The organism is Halomonas sp. 1513, assembly GCA_001971685.1.
Lineage (GTDB): Bacteria > Pseudomonadota > Gammaproteobacteria > Pseudomonadales > Halomonadaceae > Franzmannia.
The window spans coordinates 2,015,867-2,035,821 of sequence record CP019326.1; the positions used below are offsets into that span (position 1 = coordinate 2,015,867).

At 65.6% G+C, this 19,955-nt stretch carries 16 protein-coding genes; 3 read left to right on the top strand and 13 right to left on the bottom strand.

Translation table 11 applies throughout. The annotated features are described in order from the left end of the window. Window positions 1–58: 58 nt before the first annotated feature. On the bottom strand, window positions 59–997 hold the full coding sequence (locus BWR19_09005; GenBank protein ID APX93054.1) for a deacetylase: 939 nt from the start codon (window positions 995–997) through the stop codon (window positions 59–61). A gap of 114 nt (window positions 998–1,111) precedes the next feature. On the opposite strand from BWR19_09005, the gene BWR19_09010 reads away from it, so the two are divergent. Further along, window positions 1,112–3,853, top strand: coding sequence for a GNAT family N-acetyltransferase (locus BWR19_09010; GenBank protein ID APX93055.1), 2,742 nt, complete (start codon window positions 1,112–1,114; stop codon window positions 3,851–3,853). 39 nt (window positions 3,854–3,892) lie between these two features. On the opposite strand, the gene BWR19_09015 is transcribed toward BWR19_09010, so the two are convergent. From BWR19_09015 to BWR19_09035, 5 genes are all read right to left on the bottom strand, one after another. Further along, complete coding sequence (locus BWR19_09015) at window positions 3,893–4,534, bottom strand: pyridoxamine 5'-phosphate oxidase (protein ID APX93056.1); 642 nt, start codon at window positions 4,532–4,534, stop codon at window positions 3,893–3,895. Between the two features lie 149 nt (window positions 4,535–4,683). After that, complete coding sequence (locus BWR19_09020; protein ID APX93057.1) at window positions 4,684–5,079, bottom strand: hypothetical protein; 396 nt, start codon at window positions 5,077–5,079, stop codon at window positions 4,684–4,686. Next, complete coding sequence (locus BWR19_09025; protein APX93058.1) at window positions 5,076–5,699, bottom strand: NAD(P)H:quinone oxidoreductase, type IV; 624 nt, start codon at window positions 5,697–5,699, stop codon at window positions 5,076–5,078. The genes BWR19_09020 and BWR19_09025 overlap by 4 nt, the downstream gene beginning before the upstream one ends. A 26-nt stretch (window positions 5,700–5,725) precedes the next feature. Further along, on the bottom strand, window positions 5,726–6,079 hold the full coding sequence (locus tag BWR19_09030) for an arsenate reductase (glutaredoxin) (GenBank protein APX93059.1): 354 nt from the start codon (window positions 6,077–6,079) through the stop codon (window positions 5,726–5,728). Between the two features lie 134 nt (window positions 6,080–6,213). Next, a complete protein-coding gene (locus BWR19_09035) occupies window positions 6,214–6,636 on the bottom strand; it encodes a hypothetical protein (GenBank protein APX93060.1) in 423 nt (140 codons plus the stop codon). A gap of 113 nt (window positions 6,637–6,749) precedes the next feature. On the opposite strand from BWR19_09035, the gene BWR19_09040 reads away from it, so the two are divergent. Next, a complete protein-coding gene (locus BWR19_09040) occupies window positions 6,750–7,334 on the top strand; it encodes a DNA endonuclease SmrA (GenBank protein ID APX93061.1) in 585 nt (194 codons plus the stop codon). A 79-nt stretch (window positions 7,335–7,413) separates the two neighbouring features. Here the strand turns inward: BWR19_09040 and BWR19_09045 are convergent, their stop codons facing one another. The 6 genes from BWR19_09045 to BWR19_09070 form a co-directional block, all read right to left on the bottom strand. Continuing rightward, on the bottom strand, window positions 7,414–7,932 hold the full coding sequence (locus BWR19_09045; GenBank protein APX93062.1) for a hypothetical protein: 519 nt from the start codon (window positions 7,930–7,932) through the stop codon (window positions 7,414–7,416). Further along, complete coding sequence (locus tag BWR19_09050) at window positions 7,925–9,577, bottom strand: sulfite reductase (protein APX93063.1); 1,653 nt, start codon at window positions 9,575–9,577, stop codon at window positions 7,925–7,927. Before BWR19_09050 ends, BWR19_09045 begins: the two co-directional genes overlap by 8 nt. A gap of 101 nt (window positions 9,578–9,678) precedes the next feature. Continuing rightward, complete coding sequence (locus BWR19_09055) at window positions 9,679–11,652, bottom strand: hypothetical protein (GenBank protein APX93064.1); 1,974 nt, start codon at window positions 11,650–11,652, stop codon at window positions 9,679–9,681. Next, window positions 11,649–12,737: a hypothetical protein gene (locus BWR19_09060; GenBank protein APX93065.1), complete on the bottom strand. Its 1,089-nt coding sequence runs from the start codon at window positions 12,735–12,737 to the stop codon at window positions 11,649–11,651. Before BWR19_09060 ends, BWR19_09055 begins: the two co-directional genes overlap by 4 nt. 21 nt (window positions 12,738–12,758) lie before the next feature. Continuing rightward, window positions 12,759–14,087, bottom strand: a complete 1,329-nt coding sequence (locus BWR19_09065; protein APX93066.1) for an MATE family efflux transporter — start codon at window positions 14,085–14,087, stop codon at window positions 12,759–12,761. Between the two features lie 54 nt (window positions 14,088–14,141). Then, the gene (locus BWR19_09070; protein ID APX93067.1) at window positions 14,142–17,843 is read right to left on the bottom strand and encodes a methionine synthase; all 3,702 of its coding nucleotides are present in this window, start codon (window positions 17,841–17,843) and stop codon (window positions 14,142–14,144) included. Between the two features lie 211 nt (window positions 17,844–18,054). On the opposite strand from BWR19_09070, the gene BWR19_09075 reads away from it, so the two are divergent. Further along, entirely contained in the window at window positions 18,055–18,645 is a 591-nt protein-coding gene (locus BWR19_09075) for a Fe/S biogenesis protein NfuA (protein APX93068.1), read from the top strand. A gap of 79 nt (window positions 18,646–18,724) precedes the next feature. On the opposite strand, the gene BWR19_09080 is transcribed toward BWR19_09075, so the two are convergent. After that, a complete protein-coding gene (locus tag BWR19_09080) occupies window positions 18,725–19,690 on the bottom strand; it encodes a hypothetical protein (protein ID APX93069.1) in 966 nt (321 codons plus the stop codon). Between the last annotated feature and the right edge of the window lie 265 nt (window positions 19,691–19,955).

Below are 19,955 nucleotides of genomic sequence, written 5' to 3' on the forward strand. Positions count from 1 at the left end.
AGCCGGGTCTTGACCGGCTGGCCAGGCGCGCCGCTGGCCTACCTCATTGCGCCGCGGCTCAGGATGACCAGGGCTGGCCGAGCAGGGCCTTGACGTGGGCCTCGGCGCAGCGGCCCAGGGCGTCGGGGTCATAGCCGCCTTCGAGTACCGAGACCAGGCGCCTGTCGGCATACAGCGCGGCGATCTCCATCGCCAGCTGGGTCACCCAGTGGTAGTCGGCTTCGTCCAAGTTGAGTTCGGCCATGGGGTCGTCGCGATGCGCGTCGAAACCTGCCGAGAGCAGCACCAGGTCGGGCTTGAAGGCGTGCAGCGCGGGCAGCCAGTCATCCTCGATTGCACTCCTGAAGGCGGTGCTGTCACAGCCTGCCTCGAGGGGGGTGTTGACCACGTTGTGGTGGTCGCTGCGCAGGTAGCGCCATGGGTAGAAGGGGTACTGGAAGCTGGTGCAGATGAGTATCTCGGGATCGTCCTTGAAGATATCGATGGTGCCGTTGCACTGGTGTACGTCGAAGTCGAGGATGGCGATGCGCCGAGCGCCGTAGGCTTCCCGCGCGTGGGCCGCGCCCACCGCGACGTTGTTGTAGAAGCAGAAGCCCATGGCGTCGCTGGCCTCGGCGTGGTGGCCGGGCGGGCGCACGGCGCAGAAGACGTTGTCGGCCTGATGGCGAAACACCTGGTCGATGCCGCGCACCACGGCGCCGGCGGCCACCCGTGCGGCGTCGAGGCTGTGCGGGTTCATCAGGGTGTCGCCGTCGTCGATGGTGACCAGGCCGTCGCCGGGCACGCACTTGTCGAGCGCGTGGAGGTGGCGCGCCGGATGGACCCGCAGCAGCTGCTCGTCGGTGGCCGGCTTGGCCTCCGACTGCATGGTCTGCTGCAGCACGCCGGCCAGCGCCAGGCGCGCGCGAATCGCCTCGAGGCGCAGCGGGCTTTCAGGGTGCTGCGGCCCCATATGGTGATCCATGCAGCGGGGATGAGTAATGTAGGCGGTGATCATCGCAGGCTCCGCGAGAGATGCTGCGACCTTAATCGGCAGCGGGCCTTGCAGGACAGTGTCAATAAGTCGTACACAGGGTGGGGTAAGCGGGTAGAAGGCTTCAGGAGAGAGTTCTTGGGTACACGATTTCTGCGGCATTTTTTCGAGCCGCGCAGCCTGGCGATCATCGGCGCCTCGGAAAAGGCCCACTCCATGGGCGGGCTGGTGGTGCGCAACCTGCTGGAAGCGGGATTTCCCGGCGAGCTGTGGGCGGTCAACCCCAAGGGCTATGCCAGCGTGCACGGCGTGGCCTGCGTCAAGCGCGTCGGCGACCTGCCGGCCTGTCCCGATCTGGCGGTGATTTGCTCGCCGGTGGACAGCGTCCCCAAGCTGATCGAGCGGCTGGGTAGCATCGGCGTCAAGGCGGTGATGGTGCTCTCCGGCGGCGCCTACCTCGACGACCGCCGCGGCGACGGCGGTTCGATTCGCGAGCGCATGATCAAGGCGGCCCGGGTCAGCGGCATTCGCGTGCTGGGGCCGGAGTGCCTGGGGCTGATCGTGCCCGGGCGCAAGCTCAACGCCACCTATGCCAGCCAGCCGGTCAAGTCGGGGCGGGTCGCCTATCTCGGCCAGTCGGGCATGCTCGGCAATGCCATGATCGACTGGGCCGCGGGGCGCGGGATTGGCTTCTCGCATCTGGTGACTGTCGGCGACAGCGTCGACGTGATGCTGCCCGACCTGATCGACTACATCAATCAGCATGCGCCGACCCAGGCGATTCTGCTGCATCTGGAGCGCATCCAGGACGCCCAGCACTTGATGACCGCACTGCGCGAGGCATCGCGCAACCGCCTGGTGCTGGCCATCAAGAGCGGGCGCACGGCCGAGTCGGACATCTCGGGTCTGCCGCCGACGCCGGGGATTGCCAACCGTGACGTGATCTTCGACGCGGCGCTGGCCCGCGCCGGGGTGGTGCGCGTCGATGACTCCGACGAGCTGTTCGATGCGCTGGAGACCCTATCGCGGATGAAGCCGCTGCGCGGCGATCGCCTGGCGATCGTCTCCAACGGCCTGGGGCCGGCCATGCTCGCCATCGACAAGCTGATCAGCGCCGGCGGGCGGCTGGCCAGCTTCAGCGACGCGACCCGCGATGCTCTGACCCGCGGTGACTTCGACATGAGCCTGCCGGGGCGCAACCCGGTGGATCTGGGCGGCAATGCCACGCCGGAGCGCATGGTGGATGCTCTCGAGGTGGTCGCCGCCGACCCGGATGTGGATGCGGTGCTGGTGGTGCATGCACCGACCCGCATGGCGCCCTCGAAGCTCACCGCCGAGGCGATCGTGGCCAACCGCAAGCGCTTCAAGCGCAACCTACTGACCAGCTGGATGGGCCTCGAGGAGGCGCTGTCGGCGCGCCACGAGTCCAACCTGGCAGGCATTCCCACCTACATCTCGCCGGAGAAGGCGGTCAAGGCCTTCATGCACATGGTCGACTACCAGCGCGTCCAGACGCTGCTCCAGGAGACCCCGCCGAGCCTGCCCTTCGCGACGACCGCAGAGATTCGCCAGCGCTGCCATGCCTTGATCGAGCAGGCCCGGGAGGACGGTCGCGAAAGCCTGACCCACTCCGAGACCGCTCAGGTCCTGGCGGCCTACGGGATTCCCGTGGCGCCGAGCCGCTACGTGCACGACGCCGAGCAGGCCGCCTCGGCGAGCGTCGACGAGCCGATGGCGCTCAAGGTGGTCCACGACCACAACGTGGTGCCATATCGCTATCGCCGCCACCCCCACAAGCTCTCGGCCGGTATGCTGCAGGACCTGACCACCCCCGAGCAGGTGGCCGAAGGGGTCGAACGGCTCACCGAGAAGGTCAACGAGAAGTTTCCCGGGGTGACCATCCGCGAGTTCTGCCTGCAGCCGATGCAGCGCGGCAAGCACTCCATGCAGCTATGCGCCGGCATCACTCGCGATCCCATCTTCGGCCCGGTGATCGTGTTCGGCATTGGTGGCTACAAGGTCAACGTGCTGGCCGACCGCCATGTGTCGCTGCCGCCCCTCAACATGACCCTGGCCGATGACCTGGTCGCGCGCACCCACGCCAGCAAGCTGATCCGCGAGCACTCCCGTGACCCGCAGCGCGACATCGCGCGACTCTGCCAGCTGCTGGTCAAGCTCTCGCAGATGGCCTCCGACCTGCCGGCACTCAAGGGCCTCGAGCTCAATCCGCTGCTGCTCAATCGCGACGGCGTGGTGGCGGTGGACTTTGCCATGGATCTTGGCACCCCGGCGCGCCATGCGATCATGCCGTACCCCGAGGAGCTGCGCGAGTGGGTGACGCTGGACGACTGCATGGCGGTAGAGGTGCGGCCGATCCGCGCCGAGGACGCGCCGCTGATCACCGCGTTCCATACCCAGCTCTCGGAGGAGAGCATCCGCTTCCGCTATTTCCATCACAAGGCCGACCTGACCAAGCGCGATCTATCGATGCTGGCGCATATCAACTACGACCGCCAGATGGCGTTCATTGCCGAGCATCATCGCGATGACGGCAGCAAGGAGATGCTCGGGGTGGTGCGGGTGTGGAACGATCCGGACAATATTCGCACCGAATTCTCGGTGATCATCCGCGACGACATGCACGGGCATGGGCTCGGCAGCCTGCTGATGAACAAGATGATCGGCTATTGCCGTGGGGTGGGCACGCTGGAGATGGTCGGCACGGTGATGGTCGATAACCACCCGATGCGGGCGCTGATGAAGCACCTCGGCTTCCGCTTGCGCTATGACATGGAGGAGCAGGTCATGCACGCCAGCCTGCGCCTCAACGAGCCGGTCAGCGACTGGCAGAAGCTGCGCCTCGACAGCGCCATGGAGTGAACGACGCCTCTCGACCTGGGCCAAGTGGCGTCATGGGACTCAGGGGGCTAGGCGGTACTTGTGCCATTCGCCGTCGCGCTGTTCAAAGCGAATGCGATCGTGCAGGCGGCTGGGTTGCCCCTGCCAGAACTCGAGCATTTCCGGGATCAGGCGATAGCCGCCCCAGTGGGCCGGGCGCGCGATCTCCTGCTCGGCGTAGAGTTGCTCGTAGCGCGACTGACGCTCCTCGAGCCAGTGCCGGTCGGGGATCTCCACGCTTTGAGTGGCGATCCAGGCGCCCAGCTGGCTGCCGCGCGGGCGGCTGGCGAAGTAGCGATCGGACTCCTCGGCGCTGACCTGCTCGACGCGGCCCTCGACACGCACCTGGCGCGATAGCGACGGCCACCAGAACACCAGCGCCGCCTGGGGCACGTTGGCGAGCTCGCTGCCCTTGTGGCTGTGATAGTTGGTGTAGAACACCATGCCACGCTCGTCATAGCCCTTGAGCAGCACGATCCGCGCATGCGGGAGGCCCTGGGTATCGGCGGTGGCCAGGGTCATCGCGTTGCCGTCATTCCCCTCGGACTCCAGGGCCAGGCGGAACCATTCGTCGAACAGCGCGAAGGGGGCTGCCGGGGTGCCGGCTTCGTCGAGTCGGCCACCCTCGTAATCACGCCTGATATCGGCGATGTCTCGTGTCATGTCGATCTCCCTGAAAGCGTGTAACCATCTTCGCCGCTCTCGGCGCTGGGCTCAACCGAGAATATTGACCGTGCGAGGGGACATTGGTGCATGCTATCCGAAGCCCCTGCATGCTGCCGGTAACCCAGGTTATGCCTCGCCCCTGCGTGTCAGCCTTGGCGCATCTGGCGACTGCGAAAACGCGCGTAGCAGGTGGTGGCGGCAAACAGCACCAGCGCGGTCAGCGCTTCGAGCATACCGAACAGCCCCTGGCCGGGCAGGGTGGCCACCATGACCCCCTGCATGAAGTAGAGCAGGCTGACGAAGGCCAGCCAGGCGTGGCCGCGGGGGCGGCGGGCGATGATCGAAGGCAGAAATAGGATCAGCGGCAGGCCGCGGACCAGGATGGGGGTCAAGCCGCCTTCCTCGATGCTGTGGATCACCGTGCCACTGTAGACCAGAAGCAGCAGGAGCAGCACGTAGCTGCCCAGGACGCCGCGCCGCGCCCGCTCGGTGAGGGTGTCGATGCCGTGTTCGGCTTCCCAGCGTTCCAGCATCTGTCTCATGCCTCGGCTCCTCTGCTGGCGTTCAGCGCGAGTGCAAGCCGCGCCAGGCGTAGGCCCTGGGCCTGGCACAGGCTGCGCTCGTCGTCGTCGAGCGCACGCTCGCTGCGGCTGCCCGCCACGTGGCTGGCGCCGTAGGGCGTGCCGCCGCTTTGGGTGGTGAGCAGGGCCGTTTCGCTGTAGGGCAAGCCAACGTAGACCATGCCGTGGTGGAGCAGCGGCATCAGCATCGTGATCAGCGTGGTCTCCTGCCCGCCGTGCAGGCTCGAGGTCGAGGTGAAGGCGCTGGCGGGCTTGTCGACCAGGGCGCCGTTCATCCACAGCTCGCTGGTGCCATCGAGGAAGTACTTGAGCGGTGCGGCCATGTTGCCGAAGCGCGTGGGGCTACCCAGGGCCAGGCCGGCGCAGTGGCGCAGGTCATCGCTACTGGCGTAGGTGGCGCCCTCGGCAGGGATCTCGGGATCGACCGCTTCGCAGGTGGTCGAGACCGGCGGTACGCAGCGCAGTCGGGCGGCAATGCCCGGCACTCGCTCCACGCCGGCGGCGATCTGCTCGGCCATCTGACGCGTGGCACCGTGGCGTGAATAGTAGAGGATGAGTACGTAGGGCAGGGAAGCGGACATCCTGACTCCAGGCAAGTGGGGTGGCGTTAGGGGGTATCGAGCAGCGTGAGCATGGCCTCGGGAGGGCGACCGATGACGGCACGCTGCCCGTCGTCGGCGATCGGCCGCTGCAGCAGTCGCGGCTCGGCGGCGATCGCTTCCAGCACCCGTCGCTGATCGTCGATAGCGATATCGAGAGCCTTCCAGGCCGCCTCATCGGTGCGTACCAGGTTGGCGAGCGGAGACTGCAGGCGTGCTACCAGGCGGCTCAGCTCGGCCAGCTCGAGCGGGGCATCGAGGTAGCGACGCACGTTGACCTCCACGCCCCGCGCCTCGAACAGCGCCAATCCCTGGCGGGACTTGGAGCAGCGCGGATTGTGGTAGTAGGTGATGGTGGCCATCACGCCTCCTCGGCAGGCGAAAACATGGCGGCCATTGTAGAGTGCCCATCAAGGCGGTCACAAGCGGGCATCCCGATGGCCAGTTGCTATTTATACCGTTATCTATGGTTAAGACCCCCCGCTAAAAACTCGAGCTATTCTGATGACAGGCGGCGGTAGACCCAGGCGATCTGTCCATCGGCGAGCTCCTTTGGCACTCGCTCATAGCGGATGCCCAGTCGCTCATAGCGGTCGAGCCGCGCCAGCTCATGCTGATCCACTTCCAGTAGCAGGCCCTCCACGACATCGCCCTCGGAGGGTTCGAGATCCAAGCCACTGCGGCGGAATCCCTCCAGCCGAGCGGGTTGCGGCGACCCACTGCGGCCATATACCCACCAGCGCACGAGCGAATAGCGTAGCGTGCCGTAGACAAACACCTGGTGCTCTCCCTCGGCAATCGTCGGTAGATGCTCAGGGCGATCGTAGGTGAGCGGGCTTAGCATGGTCAGCCACAGATAGCCCACCAGTAGCAGTGGGCTAAGGGCCAGACCTGTGATCACCGCATAGCGTTTGCGCATGCGTCTTCCTGTACGTTCAGTGACTTCGAATCATGACAATAATACGGACCCGCGCGTCAGCGTGCAGCGCACTTTGCTATGATCGATCCAGAACCGAGGTGAGGAGAGAGCCCATGCCACAGGATGACGTCAGTTTCAGACAGCTCATGGGTGATGTGCGTCCGTTGGCGCGTGGCCGCGACAAGGCCGATGTTCGCCCTGCCCGCCGGGCGCCCAGCGATGCCCAGCTGGCACGCCGTGAAAGCGCAGCCCATACCAACGGCGATGACAACTTCCTGTCCGATGACTTCGTCGAGCTGATCGGCGCCCACGATCCAGTGGAGTATCGGCATGACGGCATCCAGACCGGCGTGCTGGATCGCTTGCGCCAGGGCGGCTATCCCGCCGAGGCGCGCCTGCACCTGCTCAAGCGGCCACTCGCCGAGTGTCGCCGCGAACTCTTTCAGTTCATTCGCGAGGCGCATCACGCCGAGTTGCGCAGCCTGATGGTCATTCACGGTCGTGGCCGCGAGATCGACAGCCCGCCGAACGTGCTGCGCTCCTACGTGGTGAAGTGGTTGCAGCAGTTCGATGAGGTCCAGGCCTTCGCCTCAGCGCCGTCGTCGCAGGGTGGGCTGGGCGCTACCTACGTGATGTTGCGCAAGTCGGAGCGAGCGAGGGCCAACAACCGTGAACGGCAGCAGAAGCGCCGTGGCTGACGGGAGCGTCGACCGCGCCGCCTGAAACGGCGAGGCCCGACGCTGATGGCCGGGCCTCGCGTACTGCACGCCACTGGCGTCAGGCGCCGTTGGCCTCGCGCAGACGACGTTCGAACAGCGCCTCCTGCCTGTCCACGCCGGGCTGGTAGCTGACGCTGAAGGCACCCAGCGCACGCAGCGCATCGTCGAGATGTTGGTCGTCGCGCAGGGCCAGGGCGTCGAACCCGCAGCGGCTCATGTAGTAGAGCTGATCGACCAGGACGTCACCAATCGCACGCACTTCCTGCTGATAGCCATAGCGCTCGCGCAGCAATCGCGCCAGCGAGTAGCCGCGGCCGTCGGTGAAGGCGGGGAAGTCGATGGCCACCAGCGGTGCCTTGGCCAGTTGCTCGGCCAAGGCGTCGTCGAGCAGGGTGTCGCTGGCAAGCCACGGCGCCAACTGGGGATCGTCGGCATTGGCCTGCCACAGCACGAGTGGCACGATGACCGGGCGGCGCTCGGGGAGCGCATCATCGATGCGTGAGAGTGCCCACTCATCCTGTTCCGGCTGCCCCAGCTTGATCAGCGTCTGGGCATGTTCGAGTTGAGTATCAGGCATAGACGCGCTCCTTGAACGGCTTGAGGCCGATACGGCGATAGGTGTCGAGGAAGCGCTCGTCGTCGTGGCGCTGCTCGACGTAGACCTTGAGCACCTTGTCGATCACTTCGGGGACGTCTTCGCGATAGAAGGAGGGGCCGAGGATCTTGCCCAGCGAGGCGTCGTCGGTGGCATTGCCGCCGACCGAAATCTGATAGTACTCCTCGCCTTTCTTGTCGACCCCGAGAATCCCGATATGGCCGACGTGGTGATGCCCGCAGGCGTTCATGCAGCCGGAGATATTGAGGTCGATGGGCCCCAGGTCGTAGAGGAAGTCGAGGTCCTCGAAGCGTTCCTGGAGCGCCTGGGCGATGGGGATCGAGACCGCATTGGCCAGACCGCAATAGTCACCGCCAGGGCAGCAGATGATGTCGTTGAGGGTACCCACGGTGGGGTTGGCCATGCCCAGGGCGTCGAGTTCTTGCCATAGCGCCTCGAGCTGGTCCACCGGCACGTCGGAGAGCACCAGGTTCTGCTCGTGGGTGACCCGCAGCTCGCCGAAGCTGTAGCGCTCGGCGAGGTCGGCCACGGCATCCATCTGGTCGGCGGTGACGTCACCGGGGGCATGCTCGCGGCGCTTCAGCGACAGGGTCACGGCCTTGTAGCCGGCGACCTTGTGGTCGGTGACGTTATTGGTCACGAAGCGGGCGAAGGCGCGGTTCTCGCCGCGCAGCGCCTCGAACGCGGCAACCGCTTGCTCACTCACCGGCCGCCGCTCGGGCTCGACGAAGTGGGCGCGGGCGGCCTCCACCGCCTCCTGGTTGAGGGTCTGCGGGCCATCCTTGAGGTGGGCCCATTCGGCGTCGACGCGACGCCGAAATTCTTCGATACCCAGCGCCTTGACCAGGATCTTGATGCGCGCCTTGAACTTGTTGTCACGGCGGCCGAACTGGTTGTAGACGCGTACGCAGGCTTCGAGATAGGTCAGCAGATGCTGCCAGGGCAGGTCCTCACGGACCACGTCGCCGATCATCGGCGTTCGGCCGAGGCCGCCACCGGCCAGTACCTTGACCTTCAGGCTGCCGTCGCTGTCATGCCACAGCCGCAGGCCGATGTCGTGGACCTGGATCGCGGCACGATCCTCGGCGGCGCCGCTGACGGCGATCTTGAACTTGCGCGGCAGGAAAGCGAACTCGGGGTGCAGCGTCGACCACTGGCGGATCAGCTCGCACCAGGGGCGTGGATCCTCGACCTCGTCCTTGGCGATCCCGGCGAACTGGTCGCTGGTGGTATTGCGAATGCAGTTGCCGCTGGTCTGGATGGCGTGCATCTGGACCTTGGCCAGGTCGGCGAGAATCTCGGGCACGTCCTCGAGCGCCGGCCAGTTGAGCTGCAGGTTCTGGCGTGTGGTGAAGTGGCCATAGCCGCGATCGTAGCGACGCGTGATATCGCCAAGGGCGCGCAGCTGGGTGCTCGACAGCATGCCGTAGGGGATGGCGATGCGCAGCATCGGCGCATGCTTCTGGATGTACAGACCGTTCTGCAGGCGCAGCGGGCGGAACTCTTCTTCCGGCAGGCGCCCGGCCAGATGGCGAGCCATCTGGTCGCGGAACTGGGCGACGCGCTCGTCGACGAGCGTCTGGTCGTAGGTGTCGTACCGATACATTCAGGGATGTCCTGCTAGTCGGGGCGAATGGGTGTGGCCGATGGGAGGACGATACTCCCCAAGCGTTATTCTTTGAAAGAATAAATGATCATAGATTTTAATTAAAGAGTTATGAAACGTGAAAGCGCCTCCTCCGCCGGCAGCGGCCGGCAGAAGTAGTAACCTTGCAGGTGGTCGGCCCCGTTGTCGAGACAGCAGCGGGCCTGGTCGGCAAACTCGATGCCCTCCACGGTGACGCTCAGCCCCAGCGCATGGCCCATTTCGATCATCGCCGCCACCAGTGCCGCCTGGTGTGAGTCGTGATGAATCGCCGTGACGAAGCAGCGGTCGATCTTGACGATATCGAAAGGCAGGTGCTGAAGGTAGCTCAGCGATGAGAAGCCGGTGCCGAAATCATCGATGGCCAGCCTGCAGCCGAGTTCGCGCAGCGCATCGAAGGTCTCCAGCACCACTTCATCGCGCTCGAGCATCAGGTTCTCGGTGACTTCGAGGATGATGCGATGGGCGGCCAGGGCATGTCGCTCTAGCCCTTCGGCGAGGCGCTCGACCAGGCCGCCGGCGTGTATTTCACGTGCCGAGACGTTGAAGGAGATGGTCTGGGTCTCGAATCCCTGGCGGGTCGCAGCGGCGAGCCAGGCCAGACCCTGTTCCATGACCCAGGCGCCGAGCGGCAGGATCAGGCCCGAGGCCTCGGCGACTGGAATGAACCTGTCGGGAGCGAGTGCGCCGTGCTCGGGATGTTCGATGCGTACCAGCGCCTCGACACCGGCCAGCACGACGCGATCGCCAGGAGTGGAGTCGGCGGTGACGATAGGTTGCAGCATCAGGCGCAGCCCGTCTTCATTGAGCGCACGATGCAGGTCACGCTCCATGGCGATCATCTGGTGCGCCGGCAGGTGCGTGCTGGAGGGCTGGTAAAGGCGATATTCGCCGGGGCTGCGCGCCTTGCCGCGGCGTAACGCCAGCTCTACCACCTTGAGCAGCCCCTCGGCGGTGGCGGCATGCTGGGGGAACAGCGCGCCGCCCAGGTTCATCGACACGAACACCTGCTGGTCGAATATCGTGAACGGCTCCAGCATGCTGCGCTGCAAGCTGCGAGCGTGCCGGGCCAGGCCCGGCGCATCGATATCGGCAAAGGCGGCCACGAATTCGTCACTGCCGAGCCGTGCCAGGGGCAGCTGCAGCTGCGACGCCAGCTGTTGCTCGAGGCGCGCGGCGATATCGCAGAGCAGCTGGCTGCCGGCATCCTGGCCGAAGCTCTCGTTGATCCAGCGGAAATGATTGATATCCATGTGCAGCACGCCCAGCGGCCGCTGCGGATGCACTTCCAGCCACTCGCTCAAGTGGGCATAGAAGCCGTGCCGATTGAGCAGGCCGGTCAGGGCATCGCGCTGCGACTGGGCGGCGATCTCCTGGTGAGCGTGATCGAGCTGCACCGCCAGGCTGTTGTACGCCAGCAGTGCCGCGCCGACTTCTCCCGGTGCGCGGCTGACCACCGGCACGAAGGGTTGACCGCTGCGCATCGCGCGCAGGGTGTCGAGAATGGCGTTGAGTGGCGCCACCACGTGCAGTCGATTGAAGCGCATGGTCCAGGCGAGCACCGCCACCACCACCAGCGCGACGGCCAGCAGGGTGAAGAATATCGACCAGCCGATCTGTTCGCTGAGCCGCTGGCGGGTGAAGGTCAGCTCGAGGTGGCCCAGTTGACGTCGCAGCAGGGCATTCTCGAAGATGATGGCAGCACGGCGCTGTTCCATGCCGAGCAGGTCATGACTGGTGTGCCGCGAGAGTATCAGCGTATCGTTATCGTCATAGACGCTGACGCTGGCCACATCGGCATCGGCCAGCAGCGTCTCTACCAGTTCACTGAGCGCATGATTATCGAAGTTCCAAAGCGGCGCGGCCATCAGGCTGGCGCCGATGCGCAGCAGTTCGCTCTCCTTGCGCTCCAGCTCGACTTCGAAACGCTTGTGCAGATGCCAGGCACTGGCCAGGCTCACCGCCAGTGCCACCAGCAGGGCGAGAGGCACCAGGCGCAGCATGAACAATTGGTTGAGGCTCAGCCGACGGCTCATGGCTGCACCTCCATCAGCATCTCGAGCGCTCGTCGCGGGGAGAAATCGTAGCCGTCGCCCGCGTAGCGGAAGCGCGAGAAATCGATATGCGACCACTCCGGCGACACGAGTCGCTCGCCGTAGAGGGCGACGTCGTTGGCGTCGAGGGCAGCCATCGGAAAGCGGATGCTGGCATCCGCCACCTCGATGACCGAATCGGCCAGGTCGCGCAGCAGGACCATGGCCCAGGCGCCGGCCAGGAAATGCCCACCGTCGGTGAGCAGCAGTTCACCGCGAGCGACTCGCTGGATGCCTTCCGGCGACCAGTTGAGACCCACCAGCAACACCTCTTCACCCGGCGCGAAGCCGGCCTCCTGCAACGCCTCGATGGCGCCGATGGCGATCGGGTCGTTGGCCGCCCAGATCAGCGCAGGTGTTTCGTTGCGCCGCGCCAGCCAGCGCAGGTAGCCGGCGGTCAGAGTGCGCGCCTCTTCCTGGTTCCAGTGGGCGGTCAACAGCCGGTCGAGGCGTATGCGCGGCTCCTCGAGCAGCACGTCGAGCATGCCGCCGTTGCGGCCGATCGAGGCCGGGGTGAGGGTGTCACCGAGCAGCGCCAGGGTGGGGAGCGGGTAAGACCGCGATGGGGCCGCCTCCAGCAGCGCCTCGGCCATGCGTGCGCCGGCGGCGAAATTATCAGGCTCGATGACGCCTACCCAGTGGCGGTAACGCTCGCCGGGGGCGCCGGTGTGCAGGCGCTGTTCGGCGCTCGGACCATTGAGCAGAAAGAGCACGTCAACGCCGTGCATTTCGGCCTGTTTCAGCAGCTCGACGGCTTGCTGCTCTTCATTGACCAGCACCAGGTAGTCGGGCGCACGCTCTCGCTCGAGCACCTGCGCGGCCAGTGACTGCATGATATATCGGTCACGCTCGGCGTGCAGGATCTCGAGCTCGATGTCGAGATCCGCAGCAGCGGCCAGCATGGTGGTGCCGACCATGTCCCAGAAGCGCTCGCCCTGGTAGCCGGGATTGATGAAGGTAACGTTGAGCGAGGCGGCGAATATCGCCGGAGACACCAGGGACAGCAGACAGGTGGCCAGCACACGCATTCACGGTTCTCCTTGTTATGGTCAAACCACCAGCTGCTGCCAGCGCCGACGCTGCCAGAGCAGGGCAAAACAGAGCGAGTTGAGGCTGCGATAGCCGAGCTGCACCCACCAGATCCCGGCTATCCCCTGATCGAACCCCACACCCACCAGCCAGGCCAGCGGCAGGAACAGCAGCCACTGCATCGACAGCGTCAGGGTCATGACGGTGCGGTTGGCGCCGGCGCCGAGCAGTGCTTGAGCCAGCACCAGGGCGGCGGCGTCGAGGACGATCATCGCGGCCGTCAAGCGCAGCGGCAGGCGCCCCATCTCGACCAGCGCCTCGCTGTGCAGGAACAGGCCGAGCACCAGTTCCGGCACCAGCAGCATGGGCAGGGCCAGGAGGGCCAGGCAGCCCCAGGCAATCTTGACCACGTCCCAGCCCCAGCGATGGGCATCGCGATAGGCATCGCGCCCCATCGCTTGCCCCACCAGGCTCATCGCCGCCATGCCCAATCCCACCCCCGGCAGGATCAGAAACAGCGACAGGTTCACCAGTATATGGCCTACCGCGACGCTTGCGGTATCCAGCTGCCCGAGAATCCAGAACAGTACTGCATAGCCGGCCGCGAACCACAGCTGCTGGAAGGAGTGGGGCGTTGCCAGCCGCAGGGTCGTCAGATAGGTGAGACGCTGCGGCCAGCGCGTCAGGAAGCCGCTGGCGGCAGCGCGGCGAGTGCTCAATGCCAGCCAGATCAGCACGCCGCTGAAGAGCGACAGGCTGGTCCCGGCGCCGGCCCCGGCAGGCCCCATGGCAGGCAGGCCGGCGTAGCCGAAGATCAGCCCGACACTGGCGACCACATTGATCAGATGCATGATCAGGATGATGCGCAGATAGATACCGGTCTGCTGAATGCCGTTCCAGTAGCCACGGAAGCAGAAGATCATCGCCACCGGGACCAGCGAGATCACCCGCCAGCGGAAATACTCCACCGCTACGCTGTTGACCTCCGGAGTCTGATTGATCAGCGTCAGCAGGCGTGGCGCCTGCCACAGGCAGAGCAGGGTCAACGGACCGGCTACCAGCAGGGCGATCACCAGGCCGGCATTGAGTGGCGCGGCGCGCCGCGACCAGGCCTCTTCGCCATGCCTCCGGGCGGTTTGTGCCTGGACGCCAGACGACAGACCGAACAGCATGGCGGTGACCAGGAACATGGCATAGCCCCCGACCCCCACGCCTGCCAGGGCGACTTCGCCGAGCCGCCCGACCAGGGCGGCGTCGATCAGGTTGAGCAGGCTCTGGGAGAGCATCCCGGCGATGATCGGCAGCGCCAGCTTGAGGATGGTACGGCGTCGGGATGGCTCGGGGAGCATGCCGGCTTCCAGCGGGTGAGTGGCAAGGCCCGCTAGCGCGGGCCCCAGGCGGGGTCAGTCGGCGTCGTAGGAGAGCACCGGGGACAGCCAGCGCTCGAGCTCGGCGCGCGGCATGCCCTTGCGCTCGGCCAGCACTTCGACCTGATCGCGGGTGATCTTGCCGGTGGCGAAATACTTCGACTGCGGGTGCGCGAAGTACCAGCCGGACACCGCCGCCGCCGGCCACATGGCGAAGCTCTCGGTCAGCGTCAGGCCGCTATGGCGCTCGGCGTCGAGCAGGCGGAACAGGGTGGCCTTCTCGGTGTGGTCGGGGCAGGCCGGGTAGCCGGGTGCCGGGCGAATGCCCTGATACTTCTCGGCGATCAGCGCCTCGTTGTCGAGCTGCTCCTGCGGCACGTAGCCCCAGAACTCCTTGCGCACCCGCTCGTGCATGCGCTCGGCGAAGGCCTCGGCGAGGCGGTCGGTAAGCGCCTGGACCATGATCGCGTTGTAGTCGTCGCCGGCGGCTTCGTAGGCCTTGCTCAGTTCATCGACGCCGTGGCCGGTAGTGACCGCGAAGCCACCGATCCAGTCGGGCTTGCCGCTCTGCTTGGGTGCGATGAAGTCGGCCAGGCTGTAGCAGATGCCGTCGCGATTCTTGGTCATCTGCTGACGGATGTGGTGCAGCCGCTCGACCACCTCGCTGCGCGACTCGTCGGCGTAGACCTCGATGACGTCGTCATCGACGCTGTTGGCCGGCCACAGGCCGATCACGCCGCGCGCCTGGACGCGCTTTTCATCGACCAGCTTGGCGAGCATCTCCTGGGCATCGGCGAACAGGCTGCGCGCCGCCTCGCCAACCACCTTGTCGTCGAGGATCTTAGGGTACTTGCCGGCCAGCTGCCAGCTCATGAAGAACGGCGTCCAGTCGATGCGCTCGATCAGCTCCTCGAGGTCGTAGTCATCGAAGACCTTGAGTCCGGTGAACTGGGGAGCGGGCGGGGTAAAGCTGGTCCAGTCGGTGCGGAAGCGCCGCTTGCGGGCCTCGGCGTAGGAGAGGTCCGCCGCCTTGGGGCGGCGCTTGGCGTTGCGCTCGCGGACTTTCTCATACTCCTCGCGAATCTCCGCCACATAGGTCGGCTTGAGATTCGGCGTCAGCAGGCGGCCGGCGACGCCGACGGCCCGCGAGGCGTCGGTGACGTAGATCACCGGATGCTGGTACTGCGGCTCGATCTTGACCGCGGTGTGGGCCTTGGAGGTAGTGGCACCGCCGATCAGCAGCGGCAGTTCGAAGCCCTGGCGCTGCATCTCCTTGGCAACGTGGACCATTTCATCCAGCGACGGGGTGATCAGCCCGGACAGGCCGATGATATCGGCATTGTGCTCGCGGGCGGTCTGCAGGATCTTCTCGGCGGGCACCATCACGCCGAGGTCGATCACCTCGTAGTTGTTGCACTGCAGGACGACGCCGACGATGTTCTTGCCGATGTCGTGTACATCGCCCTTGACCGTGGCCATGACGATCTTGCCCTTGGCCTTGGTCTCTTCGCTCTTCTCGGCCTCGATATAGGGAATCAGGTAGGCCACCGCCTGCTTCATGACACGCGCCGACTTGACCACCTGGGGCAGGAACATCTTGCCGTCGCCGAACAGGTCGCCGACCACGTTCATGCCGTCCATCAGCGGACCTTCGATGACCTCGATGGGGCGCTCGGCCTGGGCCCGGGCCTGCTCGGTGTCGTCCTCGATATGCGCGGTGATGCCCTTGACCAGGGCGTGCTCGATGCGCTTGTTGACCGGCCAGCTGCGCCACTCCAAGTCTTCTTTCTTGGCCACGCCGGAGCCGTCGCCCTTGTACTTGTCGGCGATGTCGAGGAGCCGCTCGGTGCCGTCACTGCGCCGGTTGAGCACCACGTCTTCTACCGTTTCGCGCAGTTCGGCGGGCAGGTCGTCGTAGACCGCCAGCTGGCCGGCGTTGACGATGCCCATGGTCAGGCCGGCGCGGATGGCGTGGTAGAGGAACACCGAGTGGATCGCCTCGCGCACCGGGTTGTTGCCGCGGAACGAGAAGGAGACGTTGGACACGCCACCGGAGACCATGGCATGAGGCAGGTGCTCGCGGATCCACTGGGTGGCCTGGATGAAGTCGACGGCGTAGTTGTTGTGCTCCTCGATGCCGGTGGCGATGGCGAAGATATTGGGGTCGAAGATGATGTCTTCCGGCGGGAAGCCGATCTCGTCCACCAGCAGCCGATAGGCGCGCTCGCAGATCTCGGCCTTGCGCGCGAAGGTGTCGGCCTGGCCGTCTTCGTCGAAGGCCATCACCACGATGGCCGCCCCGTAGCGACGGCAGGCGGTGGCCTGCTCGCGGAAGGCGTCTTCGCCCTCCTTCATGGAGATCGAGTTGACCACCGCCTTGCCCTGTACGCACTTGAGGCCGGCCTCGATGATCTCCCACTTGGAGGAGTCGATCATGATCGGCACCCGCGAGATATCCGGCTCGCCGGCGATCAGGTTGAGGAAGCGCACCATCGCTTCCTGGGACTCGAGCATGCCCTCGTCCATGTTGATGTCGATGATCTGGGCGCCGTTCTCGACCTGCTCCAGGGCCACCTCGAGGGCGGTGGTGTAGTCCTCGTCGACGATCAGCCGCTTGAAGCGCGCCGACCCGGTAACGTTGGTGCGTTCACCGACGTTGACGAACAGCGAGTCGTGCTCGATGTTGAACGGCTCGAGGCCCGACAGGCGGCAGGCGCGGGGGCGTTCGGGCACCTCGCGCGGCGAGGTATTGCGCACCGCCTCGGCGATCGCCTGGATATGCTCAGGGGTCGAGCCGCAGCAGCCGCCGATGATGTTGACCAGTCCGCTGTCGGCGAATTCGGCGACGATCTCCGCCATCTCCTCAGGGGTTTGATCATACTCGCCGAACTCGTTGGGCAGGCCGGCGTTGGGGTGGGCCGAAACGAAGGTGTCGGCCTTGGTCGAGAGCTCCTCGAGGTAGGGGCGCAGCTCTTCGGCGCCCAGCGCACAGTTGAGGCCAACCGATAGCGGCTGGGCGTGACGAATCGAGTTCCAGAACGCTTCGGTGGTCTGGCCGGAGAGGGTACGGCCCGAGGCGTCGGTGATGGTGCCCGAGATCATCACCGGCAGGCGCTCGCCGCGGTCGTCGAACAGCTGCTCGAGGGCGAAGATCGCCGCCTTGGCGTTGAGCGTGTCGAAGATGGTCTCGATCAGGATCAGGTCCGAGCCACCCTCGATCAATGCCTCGGCGGCCTCGTAGTAGTTGTCGCGCAGCTCGTCGAAAGTGACGTTGCGCTTGGCCGGGTCGTTGACGTCCGGCGACAGCGAGGCGGTGCGCGAGGTCGGACCCAGCACCCCGGCGACATAGCGCGGCACGCCGGTCTCGGCGGCGACCGCGTCGCACACCTCGCGGGCCAGTCTCGCCGACTCGCGGTTGAGCTCGACCACCAGCGACTGCATGCCGTAGTCGGCCTGGGACAGCTGGGTGCTGTTGAAGGTGTTGGTCTCGATGATATCGGCGCCGGCTTCGAGGTAGTCGCGATGAATGCGCGTCACGACGTCCGGGCAGGTGAGTGCCAGCAGGTCGTTGTTGCCCTTGAGGTCGCTGGGCCACTCCTTGAAGCGCTCGCCGCGAAACTCCGCCTCGCTGAGGTCGGCATTCTGTAGCATGGTGCCCATGCCGCCATCGAGGATCATGATACGACGGGCGAGTTGCTCGTGAAGTGCGGCGGTAACAGCAGTGGGAACGGCGGCCATGGTGGGAAGCTTTCTCCAGCGTCAGGGTCTGCAGCGCAGGGCTAGTCGGTGCCCCGCGCCGTCACGATATCACCGCGCATGGTACCAGAAAGCGTCTGGCCCGGGGCAGGGGGCGACAAAACCGAGTATTTCACTCGGGATTGTGTCGCCGGGGACTTTTCCCTACCATATGGGTATTCATCTGCCCATCGGTTTCAGGACTGACGACACTATGAGCCAGAGCATCGAGATTACCGATAGCGCCCAGGATTACCTTGCCGAGCTGCTCGAAAAGCAGAACGTCGAGGGCATTGCGGTGCGCATCTTCATCACCCAGCCCGGCACGCCCTACGCCGAGACTTGCCTGGCCTACTGCCGTCCGGGAGAGGAAGAGCCCAGCGACGAGCTGCTCGAACTCGACAAGATTCGCGTCTACCTCGACAAGAACAGCCTGGCGTTCCTCGACGAGGCGGTGGTCGATTTCAACGCCGATCGCATGGGCGGCCAGCTGACCATCAAGGCACCCAATGCCAAGATGCCCAAGGTTAATGCCGACAGTCCGCTGGAAGACCGCGTCAACTACGTACTCTACAGTGAGATCAACCCCGGCCTTGCCGCCCACGGCGGTGAAATCAAGCTGATCCAGCTGACCGAAGAGAACATCGCGGTGTTGGCCTTCGGCGGCGGCTGCCAGGGCTGTGCCGCGGTCGACCTGACCCTCAAGGACGGTGTAGAGAAGACACTGCTCGAGCGCATCCCCGAGCTCGGCGGGATTCGCGATGTCACCGATCACACCGACACCAGCCAGGCCTACTACCGCTAGGTCTACTAGATCCGCCAGGTCATCGCGCTATAGCAGAGCCGCTCATGGAGCGGCTCTGCTGCGTTTGAGCGCGTGGCAATCAGTAGGTGAAGGGCGGCAGGCTGGCTTGGGCCAGGCGAGCCTCCAGCTCGACCAGCCGCTGGCGGCTCTCTTCCAGCGCCTGCTCGCGAGACGCCAGCCGACTGGCCAGCTCGTCGCTGCGCTGGCGCTCATCATTGCGGGCGTCCTCGGCCTGCTGTCGCTGCCAGTTTGCCTCGCGCTGGCGGCGCTCCTGCTCGGCGAGGTCGCTGCGCAGCGCCTGTAGCTGCTGATCCCGCGCTTCGAGACGCGCTTCCAACTGGGCCAGGCGCTCGGCGTGCTGCTTGTCCGCCGCCTGACGCTCCTGACGCGATGCATCGAGCAGGCTCATCAGGCGCGCTTCGGCGGTCTCATGGCGCTGCTCCTCCTGCTGCAGGGCGTCACGATGCCGCTCCGCCTGAGCCTCGAGCGCCTGGCGCTGCGCTTCGCCTTGCTGGTCGCGCTGCTTCTGCAGCTGTTGCAGCTGGGCCTCGAGCCGCTGGCAGTGCTGTTCGAGCGCCGACAGGCGCGACTGCAGGCTGTCGCGCTCGGCTTCGGCCTTGGCCAGGCCCTGGCTACGCACGTCGAGGCTGGCCTGCACCTGCCCCAGATGGTCGGCGAGGGCGGCTTCACGCTGGGCGGCATGTTCGGCCAGCCGCTGGCTCTCGGCGCTGGCCTGTCGGGCCGTCTCGACGCGCTGCTCGGCCTCCGCGCGATAGTGAGCCAGCCCCTCGCTGGCGGCCTCCTCGGCCTTGTGCCACAGCTCGCCCATCAGCGATTGCAGCGCCTCGGGAATCGCCTGGGGGTGGGGTGTGGCGCGATTCTGCTCGCGCTGCTGCCGCCATTCGCGCAGATGGTCGCTGATGGTGGTGAAGCTGCCGGTACCCAGCACCTCGCGCACCTTCTGCACGCTGGGCGTCTCACCGCGCTGCAGCAGGGCATCCACCGCCCGCTGAACGTCCTCGAACTGCACGCCGTTTCTTGCCATGTCGCGCTCCTTTGCTTAGCCCGCCAGCCGCTGCTGTCTGGGCGCAGACTAGCGCTGGATGCGGCAAAAAGGAAGCGCTATATGTAATACGTTTTATGTAATCTACACTATGATATGACGGCTTAATTCATGATTACGTGGCTTATCTTGATTATGTGCCGGCTATACCGCGATACTGAGCGCCAAGCGCCAAGCGCCAAGCGCCAAGCGCCAAGCGCCAAGCGCCAAGCGCCAAGCGCCAAGCGCCAAGCGCCAAGCGCCAAGC